The 13,640-nt window shown below is 74.3% G+C and carries 12 protein-coding genes; 6 read left to right on the top strand and 6 right to left on the bottom strand.

Annotation, left to right across the window (positions count from 1 at the left end; translation table 11 throughout):
• Positions 1–70: 70 nt before the first annotated feature.
• Genes AVL61_RS02010 through AVL61_RS02000 form a run of 3 tightly spaced genes read right to left on the bottom strand, consistent with a single transcriptional unit; the run spans position 71 to position 3,026 of the window.
• On the bottom strand, positions 71–1,366 hold the full coding sequence (locus AVL61_RS02010; protein ID WP_058872683.1) for an APC family permease: 1,296 nt from the start codon (positions 1,364–1,366) through the stop codon (positions 71–73).
• Positions 1,363–2,601 carry a glutathionylspermidine synthase family protein gene (locus tag AVL61_RS02005; RefSeq protein ID WP_058872682.1) on the bottom strand — a complete coding sequence of 413 codons (1,239 nt, stop codon included), beginning with the start codon at positions 2,599–2,601 and terminating at the stop codon, positions 1,363–1,365. The genes AVL61_RS02010 and AVL61_RS02005 overlap by 4 nt, the downstream gene beginning before the upstream one ends.
• Positions 2,601–3,026: a hypothetical protein gene (locus AVL61_RS02000; protein WP_157571251.1), complete on the bottom strand. Its 426-nt coding sequence runs from the start codon at positions 3,024–3,026 to the stop codon at positions 2,601–2,603. Before AVL61_RS02000 ends, AVL61_RS02005 begins: the two co-directional genes overlap by 1 nt.
• Before the next feature lie 297 nt (positions 3,027–3,323).
• Here AVL61_RS02000 and AVL61_RS01995 point away from each other — a divergent pair, with 297 nt between their 5' ends.
• The gene (locus AVL61_RS01995) at positions 3,324–3,950 is read left to right on the top strand and encodes a maleylpyruvate isomerase N-terminal domain-containing protein (protein ID WP_058872680.1); all 627 of its coding nucleotides are present in this window, start codon (positions 3,324–3,326) and stop codon (positions 3,948–3,950) included.
• 63 nt (positions 3,951–4,013) lie between these two features.
• On the opposite strand, the gene AVL61_RS01990 is transcribed toward AVL61_RS01995, so the two are convergent.
• On the bottom strand, positions 4,014–4,613 hold the full coding sequence (locus tag AVL61_RS01990; RefSeq protein ID WP_157571250.1) for a hypothetical protein: 600 nt from the start codon (positions 4,611–4,613) through the stop codon (positions 4,014–4,016).
• Between the two features lie 55 nt (positions 4,614–4,668).
• Here AVL61_RS01990 and dtd point away from each other — a divergent pair, with 55 nt between their 5' ends.
• Complete coding sequence (gene dtd, locus AVL61_RS01985) at positions 4,669–5,121, top strand: D-aminoacyl-tRNA deacylase (protein WP_058872678.1); 453 nt, start codon at positions 4,669–4,671, stop codon at positions 5,119–5,121.
• A 56-nt stretch (positions 5,122–5,177) separates the two neighbouring features.
• On the opposite strand, the gene AVL61_RS01980 is transcribed toward dtd, so the two are convergent.
• A complete protein-coding gene (locus AVL61_RS01980; RefSeq protein WP_058872677.1) occupies positions 5,178–6,485 on the bottom strand; it encodes a cation:proton antiporter in 1,308 nt (435 codons plus the stop codon).
• Positions 6,486–6,659: 174 nt separating this feature from the next.
• Here AVL61_RS01980 and AVL61_RS01975 point away from each other — a divergent pair, with 174 nt between their 5' ends.
• Positions 6,660–8,132: a replication-associated recombination protein A gene (locus AVL61_RS01975; RefSeq protein WP_058872676.1), complete on the top strand. Its 1,473-nt coding sequence runs from the start codon at positions 6,660–6,662 to the stop codon at positions 8,130–8,132.
• An 89-nt stretch (positions 8,133–8,221) separates the two neighbouring features.
• On the opposite strand, the gene AVL61_RS01970 is transcribed toward AVL61_RS01975, so the two are convergent.
• Entirely contained in the window at positions 8,222–9,199 is a 978-nt protein-coding gene (locus AVL61_RS01970; RefSeq protein ID WP_269433304.1) for a sugar-binding transcriptional regulator, read from the bottom strand.
• Positions 9,200–9,307: 108 nt separating this feature from the next.
• Here AVL61_RS01970 and AVL61_RS01965 point away from each other — a divergent pair, with 108 nt between their 5' ends.
• The 3 genes from AVL61_RS01965 to glpK all read left to right on the top strand — a co-directional run bounded on the left by AVL61_RS01965 (position 9,308) and on the right by glpK (position 13,555).
• Positions 9,308–11,056 (top strand): glycerol-3-phosphate dehydrogenase/oxidase, encoded by a 1,749-nt coding sequence (locus AVL61_RS01965; protein WP_058872675.1) that lies wholly within the window; start codon positions 9,308–9,310, stop codon positions 11,054–11,056.
• Positions 11,057–11,177: 121 nt separating this feature from the next.
• Entirely contained in the window at positions 11,178–11,972 is a 795-nt protein-coding gene (locus AVL61_RS01960; RefSeq protein ID WP_197412620.1) for an MIP/aquaporin family protein, read from the top strand.
• A 59-nt stretch (positions 11,973–12,031) separates the two neighbouring features.
• Positions 12,032–13,555 carry a glycerol kinase GlpK gene (gene glpK, locus AVL61_RS01955; protein WP_269433303.1) on the top strand — a complete coding sequence of 508 codons (1,524 nt, stop codon included), beginning with the start codon at positions 12,032–12,034 and terminating at the stop codon, positions 13,553–13,555.
• The last annotated feature ends 85 nt before the right edge of the window (positions 13,556–13,640 follow it).

Here is a 13,640-nt window from a genome sequence, read left to right as displayed (position 1 = left end):
GTCGGCGGCGCCCGCGGGGGCCGGGTCCGGTCGTGCACGACGACGACGGGCCCGGCCCGTGCGGGTAGTGTCAGTCGAGCAGGCTCTCCAGGTGCGGGGTGCGCTCGTGGGCGCCCGGCAGGGGGTCGCGGCCCCGGCCCAGGAGGAACCACAGCGGGACCACGAGCAGCCCCAGCAGCAGGCCCACCCACACCCACGAGGCGGTCAGCGCGTACTCCGCGGCCGTCAGCACGAGGGCCACGGCCATGAGCACCGTGCCCACCGCACCGAGCGCCCGCGCCCCGGCGCTCCGGCCGAGCTTCGCGACCGCCGCGCACGCCAGGCCGTAGTAGAGGGCCACGAGCACCGAGATGATCCCGATCGAGTCGTCGAACAGGGGACCGGAGAACGTCATCCACGCGGCCGCGACGGCTGCGGTGGTCCACGTGGCGAAGGACAGGGACAGGAAGCGGCGGGGGAGGTGCCCGCCGCGGGCCATGGACATCAGGCCGCGGGAGGTGGGGATCATCGTGGTGCCGATGGAGGCGCCCGCGGAGACCGCCACGAGGGCGGCCAGCAGCGGGGAGGCCACCGAGGAGCCCGGGGCGTAGGCCCAGCCGATGGCGGCGTAGGCGGCGGCCACCACGCCCAGGGCGATCCACGCCGAGACCCGCGGTGCGCGCTGGGTGGTGGACTCCTCGGTCAGCGAGAACGTGGAGTCCCACCCCCAGTACAGGAACAGGGCCAGCAGCAGGGCCGCCGCGACGTCCCCGGCCGACACGGCGGCGCCGGTCGCGAGCTCCGCGGCCCCGTAGAAGCCGGTCCACTCGCCGTCCTCGGCGCCCGTGCCGGGCGGGAGGGCCGGCGCGGTGCGCACGGCCCACACCAGCACGCCCACCCCGATCAGCTGCAGCACGGCCAGGACCCACTGCACGGCGGCCGAGACCCGGATCCCGGACGAGGAGACCGCCGCGAAGGCCGCCATGAGCAGGACGGCCACGGCGGTCGTGGTCCAGGGCCCGGCGCCGATCCCGAGGGCGAACAGGGCGGAGTCGGCCGTGACCCAGGCCAGGGAGGCGAGCACGAGGGTCGCCGAGAGCCACAGCCCCCAGCCGCCCAGGAACCCCGTGAACGCCCCGTAGGCCTCCCGGGCCCACCGGTAGACGGTGCCCTGGTCCTCGTAGAGCGCGTCCAGGCGGGCGAAGCACAGGGAGACGACCGCCATGGGGAGCACGGCGCCGACCAGGACCACGGGGGTCCAGGCGCCCACCAGGGCGTGGATCAGCCCCACCGTGACCACGGCCGAGTACAGCGGGGCGATCGAGGTGGACCCGATGACCGCCGAGGTCGTGGTGGAGATCGACCGGGGGAGCAGGTGGGCGGTCACAGCAGGCCCTTCTTGTCGATGATGTTCGGGACGAAGCGGCAGTAGTAGTCGGTGAGCGGGCCGTCGGACTCCCGGATCCCGATGCCGGCCGCGCCGGCCTCGCCCACCACCCAGGAGCCGATGACCGGGTGGTTGGGGGCGCCGTCGGAGCCCGGGAAGCTCCGGACGGGGGTGTAGGCCTGCCACACGTCCAGCGGGGAGTCGTGGGCGTGCTCCGCGCGGATCCGCACGTCGCGGGCGTGCACCTCGATGCCGTCGCCCTCGCGGCCGAACACGGGCTTGCGCACCCATTCCCGCAGCTCACCGGGCCCGTCCGGGTGGGCGGCCAGCAGGTTCTCGTGGCCGGGGAAGCACCGCCACAGGGCCACGAGCAGCAGCTTGTTGGACTGGAACATCTTCCACGGCGGCTCGTACCAGTGGTGCATCAGGGTGGGGTCCTCGAGCACGAACGCCCCGGGCACGTCGTCGACCATCTGCTCCCACGGGTGCAGGGCGAAGATCTCCTCGATGGGCCCCACCACCACGGGGTGGTCCACGTCCCCGGTGGCGTGCACCCAGCCGCGGGACCGGGTGTCGTAGCGGACGTCCTCGACGGGCAGCAGGACGGTCCGGTAGCCGGCCTCGGCGGCGGTGTTCGCCAGGACCGCGGCGTTGGCGGCGTCCTCCCCGGACTCCTCCGCACGGGTGTAGGCCACGTGCAGGGTCTTCGTGGCCGAGAACGGCAGCCGCTGCCGCCACCGCTCCACGAGCATGGGCCACAGCCCGTTGAGCTGGTCGAACTCCGGGTGGTCCTCGCCCAGGCCCGGGAACAGCGCCTCGACGCGGCTCCACTGGCAGATCGCCCCCTCCACGAGACCGGTGGGGGTGTCGCCGTTGAGCTCGAGCATCTTCGGCGGGCCCGTCCCGTCCCATGCCAGGTCGAAGCGGCCGTAGATCGAGGGCTCCCGCAGCCGCAGGGAGTGCTGGGCGAGCTCGAAGGCCGCCTCGGACAGGCCCAGCGTGCCCAGGGCGCCGGTGGCCAGGTACCGGGCGGCCTCGGCGCACATCCGGTGCAGCTCGTCCGTGACGGTCTCCAGCTCGTCCACCTCGTCGGGGGAGAGGACGTAGGCGGCCGTCTCGTTCCAGTAGGAGAAGCGCCGGCCGTCGGGTCGCTCGGTGAGGGCGTAGGTGAGCCCCTCGTCGCGCACGGTCCGCTCCCAGCCGGGCCGTGGGGCCAGGCCGTCGATGCGCCGCATCAGGAGCCCCAGCCGGTCTTCGAGCCGCCGAAGCCGCGCGAGACGCCGCTCTTGCCCACGGCGGTCCCGTTCCGGGGCAGCCCGCGGGCCACGGTGGCCGAGGCCGGCGGGCGGCCGGTGGTCCAGCCCGCCGAGGACGGCACGGACGAGCCGACGGCGGGCACGGGCACCGCGCGGGAGGAGCTCATGAGCACCCACATCGGGAAGAAGCCGCCGACCCGCGGGCCGCGGTCGTCCTCGCACTCGTCGTCGACCCGGACGGGCTCCGCCCCGCCCTCCCCGTCCTGGTCCTCGACGCAGATCCGGGCGTAGTCGGAGTCCACCTCCTGGACGTCCTGGGTCTCCTGGCCGCAGCCGGTCAGGGCGATCGTCAGGGCGCCGATCGAGGCGGCGGCCATGGTCCGTGAGGAGGGGCGGGGCGGCATGCTGGGCCTTCCGGGACGAGGACGGGACGAGAACTGGACACGGAGCGGGGCAGGAGCGGGCCGCCAGGACGGGCGCCCGTGCGGACTCCCCCGAGCGTAGGACGTCCCGGCGGCCGCCGGGCGTCCCGCGACCGTGCCGTGCCCGGACCGCGGGCACCACCGCGCGCCCGGGCCCCGGCCGGAGGGTGTGCGGGCGCAACCGGACGCAACATGGGTCCCGCCGCCGGCGCCCCGCAGTAGGCTTCCGTCACGTCCGGGGCCGTGTCCCGTCCCCGCCGCAGCACCCCAGGGGAGCCCATGAGCCGTGATCCCGCCGCCGCCCGCACCGCCCTGCTCGACGCCGGGGCCTGGTTCGCCGAGCTCGTCGAGGAGCTCCGCCCGCACCACTGGACGCGCCCGGGCCCCGGCGTCTGGGACGTCCGGGCGCTGGTGGGCCACACCCACCGCGCGCTCGTGACGCTCGGCAGCTATCTCACGGTCCCCGCCGAGGACGAGACCTGCACCGGGGTGGCCCAGTACTACGCGCTCGCCGCGGCCGCCACGGACCCGGCCGACGTCGCGGCCCGGGGCGTGGTCGCCGGTCACGAGCTCGGCCGGCACCCGGCCGACACCGTCCGGGCGTCACTGGACCGGGCCCGGGACGCCCTCGCGCAGGTGCCGCTCGACGAGGACCCCCTGATCCGCACCGTGGTGGGCGGCACCCGGCTGCGCGCCTACGTGCCCACCCGCACGTTCGAGCTGGCCGTGCACGGCCTCGACGTGGCCCAGGCCTGCGGGCTGGACCGCACGCCCCCGGAGCACGTCCTGGCCGACGCCGGGCAGACCCTGCTGGAGATCGGCGCCGACGGCGGGCACCTGCCCGGGATCCTGCTGGCGCTCACGGGCCGGCGGCCGCTGCCGCCGGGGTTCTCGGTCCTGCCCTGAGCAGGCCCCGTCCCGTCCCAGGCAGCCGGTGCCCCGGTGCACGTGCCCGGGCTCGGGCCTCCGTCAGAGCACCCTGCCGGCGGTGGCCGCGTAGCCCACCCCGATGAGCACTCCGATCAGCGCGCCGACGACCGCCTGCGCCGCGGTGTGGTCCCCGGTGCGCACCCGCGAGACGGCCACCGCGAACGGCACCGGCGCGGCGGCGAGCGCCGCCCACGGGGCGGCGAGGACGCCGAGGGCCACGGCCCAGCACGCCGCCATCGCCACGTGGGCCGAGACCTTCCACCGCAGCGTCACGAGCAGCAGCACCAGGATGCCCAGCAGCACGAACCCCGCGGTCACCGGCACGACCACGGGGGCGCCCAGCGCGGACTCGGCCAGCACCACGAGGGCCGTCAGCAGCCCCGTGGCGGCGTAGACGGGCAGCCGCTGCGCGCGGGAGCGCACGAAGTGCCCGTCCACCCGCCCCCGCCGGGCCAGCACCCGCAGCACGAGCATCGGCAGCGACGCCACGACCACCGCCGTGCCCAGGCCCCACGCGGCCCCGGGCCACCCGGCTCCCGACCAGCCGGCGAGCACCAGCAGGGACAGCACCAGCGGGGCCGGCGCGAACACCTCCGCCACCACGGTGCTCGGCCGGGACGTCGTGCGCGCTGCTGCCATGGGACGAGGCCAGCGGTGCTCCCGGTCCGTCCGCGCCTGTGGTGGACTGGGGCGCATGCGCATCGTTCTGCAGCGGGCGGCCCGGGCCGCCGTGACCGTCGGAGGAGACGTCGTGGGGGCCATCGAGGGACCGGGCCTCGTCGCCCTCGTGGGGGTGACACACGACGACGACGCCGCAACGGCCGCGAAACTGGCCGAGAAGACGTGGACGCTGCGGCTGCTGGCGGGGGAGCGGTCCTGCGCCGACCTCGGCGCCCCGGTGCTGGCGATCAGCCAGTTCACCCTCTACGGCGACGCCCGCCGGGGCCGGCGCCCCTCGTGGTCGGCGGCCGCTCCCGGACCCGTCTCGGAGCCGGTGTTCGAGGCCTACGTCCAGGCGCTGCGGGAGCTCGGCGCGCACGTGCAGACCGGCCGCTTCGGGGCGGCGATGCAGGTCGAGCTCGTCAACGACGGCCCGTTCACCCTGGTCCTGGACAGCGCCGAGCTGGACCGGCCCCGGCGGGGCTGAGCCCGGGACCGCCGTGCCCGGCCCCGGCGCCGCTCGCCCCCGCCGTACGGGGGGCGTCAGATCGGGGTGCGAGAGGCGGCCTCCTCGGTTCCCGTCCCCTTCCGCGCCCTGCGCCGCCGGGCACGGTCGAGCCTCGTGATGACGGGACCCGCGGTCACCCCGTGCAGCACGATGGAGGAGACGACCACCAGCCCCACGATGCGCCACAGGGCCTGGTCCTCCGCGGCGAACTCGCCCTCGGACAGGGCGTAGCCGAGGTAGTAGACGGAGCCGATGCCGCGCACGCCGAAGAAGGCGATCACGCCGCGCTCCCACGGGCCCGTCCGGCCGCCGAGCAGGCCGATCCACCCGGCGAGGGGACGGACCAGCAGGAGGAAAGCCGCCGCGACGAGGACCTCGCGCCAGGTGAGCCCGCTGAGCAGGCCGCGGGCCACGGCGCCGCCCAGGAGCACGAGCACCACGACGGTCAGCAGCCGCTCGAGCTGCTCGATGTAGCTGTGCAGCACGCCGTGCACACCGTGGACCCGCTCGACCGCGCGGATGGTCACCGCGCACACGAACACGGCGATGAAGCCGTAGCCCTCGACCATCTCGGCCAGGCCGTAGGTGAGGAAGGCCGCGGCCAGGGCCACGAATCCCTCGGGGTGCACGGTCGTGCGGACGCTCTCGAGCGCGGAGCGCAGGAAGATCCGGCCCAGGAGCCGGCCCACCAGGAAGCCGACGAGGCAGCCGAGGGCGATCCGCCAGGCCACGTCCACGGCGAGGAAGTGCGGCAACCACGCCGCGGGGTCGGTGCCCACGAGACTGAGGGCGATGGCGAGGTAGACGAAGGGGAAGGCCAGGCCGTCGTTGAGCCCGGCCTCGGAGGTGAGCCCGAACCGGACCTCGTCCTCGCCCTCGAGGTCGTCCTGGGTCTCCGAGGGCTCCCCGACCTGGACCTCGGAGGCCAGCACCGGGTCCGTGGGGGCGAGCGCCGCGGCCACGAGCACGGCGCCGGCCGCGCTCAGCCCCAGCACCGACCACCCGAGCAGCGCCGCCCCGAGCAGGCTCAGGGGCATGGCGATCCCCAGCAGCCGCCAGGTCGTGGCCCACCGCCTGAGCCCCGGCGGGCGGTCCAGCGCCAGCCCGGCACCCATCAGCGAGACGATCACGCAGACCTCGCTGAGGTGCACGGTGACGTCGCTGTGGGCCACCGGGTCCGGATCGGGCAGCCTGTCGGTCAGCGAGAAGACCACCGCGCCCGCGGCCAGGAACACCATGGGCATCGACACGGGTGCCCGCACGAGCAGACGGGGCAGCAGGGCGGCCGCGAACACGGCCAGACCGGCGGCGGCGAAGATCAGACTGGGGGGGGGTTCGAACACCGGTACCTCGTCCCTCGGACGGCCGGGCGGGCTCCCGGGTGGAGCCCGCTCCTGGTCGACCGTCGTCCTGCGCCGTCCGCCCACCGGGGGAACCGACGTGATCAGCGTGCTGATCGTACGCCGATCGTCTGTCGTCCGACAGGCCACGACGGGGACAGCCGCTAGCCTGAGGGGGTGACCGGCTCCCTCTTCGACGACCTCGACGCCTCCGACGGCGACCGGCGCGACGCCGCCGCGCCGGCCCGCCCCGCCGGGCGGGGACGTCGCACCCGCTCCCGGGCACCGCTCGCGGTGCGGATGCGCCCGCGCCGGCTCGACGAGATCGTGGGCCAGCAGCACCTGCTGAAGCCCGGCTCCCCGCTGCAGGTCCTGGCGGGGGAGGACCGGGGGCCGGCGGGACCGTCGTCGATCATCCTGTGGGGCCCGCCCGGCACGGGCAAGACCACCCTGGCCCACGTGATCGCCCGCGGAGTGTCCCGGAAGTTCGTGGAGCTCTCCGCGATCACCGCCGGCGTCAAGGACGTCCGGAAGGTCATGGAGGAGGCGCTCACCGACCGCGACCTGCACGGGCGCACCACGGTGCTGTTCCTCGACGAGATCCACCGCTTCACCAAGGCCCAGCAGGACGCGCTGCTGCCGGGGGTGGAGAACCAGTGGGTGGTGCTCGTGGCGGCGACCACGGAGAACCCGTCCTTCTCGGTGATCTCGCCCCTGCTCTCGCGCTCGCTGCTGCTGACCCTCCAGCCGCTGGAGCGCGCCGACATCGGGGCGCTGGTGGACCGGGCCGTCGCGGACCCCCGGGGCCTGAACGGCGAGGTGGAGCTCTCCCCGGAGGCCCGCGAGCACCTGCTGGACCTGTGCGGCGGGGACGCGCGCAAGGCCCTGACCGCCCTGGAGGCCGCCGCCGGGGTCGCCCTCTCCGAGCAGCCGGCGGCGGTGGACCGCACCGAGGAGGAGGACGGGGAGAACGGCGAGGAGGACGGCGCGGAGGAGGACCGCGGGCGTCCGGTCCCGGTGATCACCCGGGAGCACGCCGAGGAGGCCCTCGACCGGGCGGCGGTGCGCTACGACCGCAACGGCGACCAGCACTACGACGTGGTCAGCGCGTTCATCAAGTCGATCCGCGGCTCGGACGTCGACGCCGCGATGCACTACCTCGCCCGGATGATCGAGGCGGGGGAGGACCCCCGGTTCATCGCCCGCCGGCTCATCATCTCCGCCTCCGAGGACATCGGCACCGCCGACCCGACCGCCCTGCAGACCGCGGTCGCGGCCGCCGACGCGGTCCAGCTCATCGGCATGCCCGAGGGGCGGATCCCGCTGGCCCAGGCCGTGGCGCACCTGGCGACCGCCCCGAAGTCCAACGCCGCCTACACCGCGATCAACGAGGCCGTCGCCGACGTCCGGGCGGGCCGGGCCGGGCCCGTCCCGCTCCACCTGCGCGACGCCCACTACCCCGGTGCGGGCCAGCTGGGCCACGGCCGCGGCTACGTCTACTCCCACGACGAGCCCAACGGCGTGGCCGCCCAGCAGTACCCTCCGGACGAGCTCGTCGGCACCGACTACTACCGGCCGACCGAGCACGGCCGCGAGCGCGAGATCGCCCACCGCCTGGAGATCCTGCGGGGCATCGTCCGGGGCCGGTGAGACCGGGGTGCGCACCGGCGGCGCCCCGAGGGGCCGGTGAGACCGGGGTGCGCACCGGCGGCGCCCCGAGGGGCCGGTGACCGGCGGGCTCAGCGGCCGAACAGGTGGCGCACCACCGCCGCGGCCGTGCGCTCGTCGAGGAGCAGGTCCGTGACCACGCCCGCGCGCAGCGCCCCCACCACGCCCGGCACCTTGTGGTCCCCCGCGGCCACGCACAGCCGGCGCGGGATCCGCCGCAGCTCCATGGGCGTCGGCCCGCTCGCCCGGCGGTTGTAGTCGATGTCCGCGTAGGTGCCGTCCTCGCGGAGGAACACGGTGCACACGTCGCCGACCACGCGGTGGGCGGACAGCTCCCGCAGCGCGTCCTCCGGCAGGTAGCCGCTGCTGTACACCTGGGAGATCATCGGCCCCCGGAAGGCCCCCACGCTGAACACCGCCAGGTCCGCCGCGCTGCGCACCGCGAGCACCCGGCGCACCGAGGACTCCTGCCACATCAGCCGGCGGGTCTCCTCCTGGTCGAAGAACGCCGGGGTGGGGAAGGGCACCAGCGCCGCCCCGAAGGCCGTCGACATCTGCCCCAGCAGCGCCGAGGACTGCGCCGCGCCCGGGGAGCGGACGCTCACCGCGCCGTTCATCTGCACCACGACGGCGTCCCGCACGGCCTTGGGCTGCAGGTGCCCCGCGATCGCCGAGGTCGTGGTCCCCCACGCGACCGCCAGCGTCATCCCGTCCCCGAACCAGTCGCCGAGCAGCCCGGCCGCGGCGCGCGCCACGGACTCCAGCCGCTGCGGCTCCGTGGCCGTGCGGGGCGTGCCCGCCACGTGCACCTGCACGCCGAAGGCCTCCCGCAGCCGGTGGGACAGGTCGTGTCCCGCGTGCGGGGGAGCACTCAGGCTGATCCGCACGATGCCCCGCTCCCGGGCGGCCTGCAGCATCCGCGAGACCGTGGGGCGGGAGACGCCGAACCGGTCCGCGACCGCCTCCATCGTCATGCCCTGCACGTAGTACAGCTCCGCCGCGTGGTGGAGCTCGGCATCACCGTGCACGGTGTCCTCCTCGGGCTGCACGTCCGTTCATTCTCTTTGAGCATAGGTGCAATCCGGGACAGAGTGTGATGCAGAGCACGTTTCCACCCGCAACGACCCGCCCCGACCCGCCACGAGGAGTTCCCCACCATGGCCCACCCCGCACTCTCCAGCACCCAGCGCGACCGGGCGCTCGCCGAGCTCTCCGGCGGTCCCGAGCTCGACGTCCTCGTGGTCGGCGGAGGCATCACCGGCGCCGGCATCGCCCTGGACGCCGTGACCCGGGGGCTGCGCACCGGGATCGTCGAGGCCCAGGACTGGGCCGGGGGCACCTCGCAGTGGTCCTCCAAGCTCGTCCACGGCGGTCTGCGCTACCTCCAGCAGCTCGACTTCAAGCTCGTCTCCGAGGCCCTGCGCGAGCGGGAGCTCCTGCTCGACTTCCTCGCCCCCCACCTCGTCAAGCCCGTGCCCTTCCTGTACCCGCTGACCCACCGCTTCTGGGAGCGGCCCTATGTCACGGCCGGCATCGGCCTCTACGACGCCCTGGCCCACCTCGGCGCCAAGGTCGCGACCCTGCCCTACCAGCGCCACTACGGCTTCAAGGGCGTCCAGCGGGTCTTCCCCGACGTGAAGCCCGGCTCCATGGTGGGCGCCGTGCAGTACTGGGACGGCCAGGTCGACGACGCCCGACTCGTCCTGACCATCGTGCGCACCGCGGTGCGCTACGGCGCTCTCGCCGCCAACCGGACGCGGGCGGTGGACTTCCCGAAGGACGACTCCGGCCGCGTCGTCGGGGCCACCGTCCGGGACCTCGAGACGGGCCAGGAGCACACGGTCCGGGCGAGGACCGTCATCGCCGCCACCGGGGTGTGGACGGAGCAGACCCAGGACCTGGCCCACGCCGAGGGCGGGCTGAAGGTGCTCGCCTCCAAGGGGATCCACATCATCGTGCCCCGCGAGCGGATCCGCGGCGAGAAGGGGCTGATCCTGCAGACCGAGAAGTCCGTGCTGTTCATCATCCCGTGGGCGAGGTACTGGATCATCGGCACCACCGACACCCCGTACCACCAGGACCTCGTGAACCCGGTGGCCACCGCGGAGGACATCGACTACGTCATCGACCACGCCAACGTGGTCCTGGACCGGCCCCTCACCCGCGAGGACGTCATCGGCACGTACGCCGGACTGCGGCCGCTGCTGCAGCCCGGGACGAAGAAGGACGGCGGGGACGCGCAGTCCACGAAGATCTCCCGCGAGCACACCGTGACCGAGGTCGCCCCCGGCCTGATCACGATCGCCGGTGGCAAGCTCACCACCTACCGGGTGATGGCCCGGGACGCCGTGGACCTCGCCCTGGGCGAGGAGCGGGCCGAGGCCGTCCCCTCGGTCACCGACCGGACGCCGCTGCTGGGCGCCGAGGGCTACCTCGCGCTGGGCCGGCAGGCCGGGACCCTGGGCGCCCGGCACGACTGGGACGAGGAGCGGGTGCAGCACCTGCTCGGCCGCTACGGCTCGGCGATCACCGAGATCACCGAGCTCGTGGAGGACCGCCCCGACCTGGGCCGCCCGCTGGCGGGCGCCCCCGCCTACCTGCGGGCCGAGATCGTGCACGCCTGCACCCACGAGGGCGCGCTGCACCTCGAGGACCTCTACGACACCCGCACCCGGCTCACGTGGGAGCAGGCCCGCCACGGCCTCGACGCCGTGGAGGAGGTCGCGGACCTCGCGGCCGAGGCCCTCGGCTGGGACGGGCGGCGGCGCGAGGCCGAGGTCGAGGCCTACCGGCTGCGCTGCGCGGCGGAGGACGCCGCCGCCGGGACCGCCGACGACACCGCGGCGGCCTCCGCGCGCGCCGCCGCCCCCGACGTCCTGGAGCTCGTGCGCCCCACCGACGGCTGAGCGTCCCGCCGCCGCGCGTCCCACCGGACCCCGTCCACCCAGAAACCCACCCCACCGGCCGTCCCCGACGGACGACCGGTCCACCCAGTCCGCACCAACCGAGGAGTCGCAAGTGCTGTCGATGTCGAACGCAGTGGTCCAGGCCGTCGCGCCTGCCGTGCCGATCCCCCTGTCCACCGTCTTCTGGTCCGAGGTCGCGGGCACCGCGATGCTGCTGCTGCTCGGCTGCGGCGTCGTCGCCAACGCCGTGCTGCCGAAGACCAAGGGAGTCGGCGGCGGCTTCCTGATGATCAACTTCGGCTGGGGCCTGGCCGTGTTCGCCGGCGTGTACGTGGCCTACCAGTCCGGCGCCCACATCAACCCCGCCGTGACCGTGGGCCTGTGGGCCAGCGGGGCCGAGGAGTACGCCCCCGGCGTGGCCATCACCGCGGTCAGCACGCTCGTCTACTTCGCCGGCGAGCTCGTCGGCGGCATCCTCGGCGCCGTCGTGGCGTTCCTGGCCTACAAGAAGCACTTCGACGAGGAGATCGAGGAGGAGGTCCTCGGAGCGACCAAGCTCGCCGTGTTCTCGACCGGGCCGGCGGTGCGCTCCTACGGCTGGAACCTGGTCACCGAGATCGTCGGCACCTTCGTCCTCGTCGCGGTGATCCTGCTCTTCGGCAACACCCCGTCCCAGCTCGGCCCCCTGGCCGTGGCCCTGCTCGTGGTCGGCATCGGCGCGAGCCTCGGCGGACCCACGGGCTACGCCATCAACCCCGCCCGTGACCTCGGGCCCCGCATCGCCCACGCCCTGCTGCCCATCCGCGGCAAGGGCTCCAGCGACTGGGCCTACGCCTGGGTCCCGGTCCTCGGCCCGGTCCTCGGCGCGATGCTCGCCGGCGGCTTCTTCCAGCTCTACTCCAACCCGCCGGCCTGAGCCCGGCGGCCCGCACCCGTCCGACCCGCAGCACACCACAACGAAGTGAGGTACCACCCGTGAGCACCGAACCGCAGCACGTCATGGCCATCGACCAGGGCACCACCAGCACCCGGGCCATCATCTTCGACCACCGGGGCACGATCGTCAGCACCGGCCAGCTCGAGCACGAGCAGATCTTCCCGCGCGCCGGCTGGGTGGAGCACGACCCGATGGAGATCTGGCGCAACGTCCGCAAGGTCGTCGCGGACGCCGAGGCCTCCGCCGAGATCAACGCCCGGGACCTGGCCGCCGTGGGCATCACCAACCAGCGCGAGACCACCGTGGTCTGGGACCGCACCACCGGGGAGCCCGTCTACAACGCCATCGTCTGGCAGGACACCCGGACCCAGAAGATCGCCGAGGAGCTCGGCGGGGACGCCGGCCCGGACCGGTACAAGGACCGCGTGGGGCTGCCCCTGGCCAGCTACTTCTCGGGCCCCAAGGTCAAGTGGATCCTGGACAACGTGGACGGCGCCCGGGAGCGGGCCGAGCGGGGGGACCTGCTCATGGGCAACACCGACTCCTGGCTGGTGTGGAACATGACCGGCGGCGTGGACGGCGGGGTGCACGTCACCGACGTCACCAACGCCTCGCGCACCATGCTCATGAACCTGGCGACCCTCGACTGGAACGAGGAGATCTGCGCCGACATGGGCATCCCCACGTCGATGCTGCCCGAGATCCGCTCCTCCTCCGAGGTCTACGGCAAGGGCCGCACCCGCGGCTTCCTCAAGGACGTGCCGATCGCCGGGATCCTGGGCGACCAGCAGGCCGCGATGTTCGGCCAGGCCTGCTTCGAGAAGGGCATGGGCAAGAACACCTACGGCACGGGCAGCTTCGTGCTCATGAACGTGGGCACCGAGGTGGTGCACTCGCAGAACGGCCTGCTGAGCACCGTGTGCTACAAGATCGGCGACCAGGACGCCGTCTACGCCCTGGAGGGCTCGATCGCGGTGACCGGGTCCCTGGTCCAGTGGCTGCGCGACAACCTGGGCATCCTCTCCTCCGCGCCGCAGGTCGAGTCCCTGGCCGCGTCGGTCGAGGACAACGGCGGGGCCTACTTCGTCCCGGCCTTCAGCGGCCTGTTCGCCCCGTACTGGCGCTCGGACGCCCGCGGCGCCCTGGTGGGCCTGACCCGCTACGTCAACAAGGGCCACATCGCCCGCGCCGCCCTGGAGGCCACGGCCTACCAGTCCCGCGAGGTGGTCGAGGCGATGAACGCCGACGCCGGGGTGGACATCACCGAGCTGAAGGTGGACGGCGGGATGACCGCCAACGAGCTGCTCATGCAGTTCCAGGCGGACCAGCTGGGGGTGCCCGTGATCCGACCCGAGGTCACCGAGACCACGGCCCTCGGCGCCGCCTACGCCGCGGGCATCGCCGTCGGCTTCTGGTCCGGGACGGAGGAGGTCACCGCCAACTGGGCCGAGAACAAGCGCTGGGAGCCGCAGATGGAGGACGCCCAGCGCGCCCGGCTGTTCCGCAACTGGCAGAAGGCCGTCACCAAGACCTTCGACTGGGTGGACGAGGACGTCGACTGACCGCGTCCGCGCCGAGGGCTCGCCGTCGGAGCGCCGTCCGGGAGTCCCGGGCGGCGCTCCGGCGCGCCGGGACGGGGGCGGGGGC

This window comes from Kocuria rosea subsp. polaris, from assembly GCF_001483755.1.
GTDB classification, from domain to species: domain Bacteria; phylum Actinomycetota; class Actinomycetes; order Actinomycetales; family Micrococcaceae; genus Kocuria; species Kocuria cellulosilytica.
The sequence above is the reverse complement of the archived record's forward strand: the minus strand, read 5'-3'. Positions and strand labels throughout refer to the sequence as shown.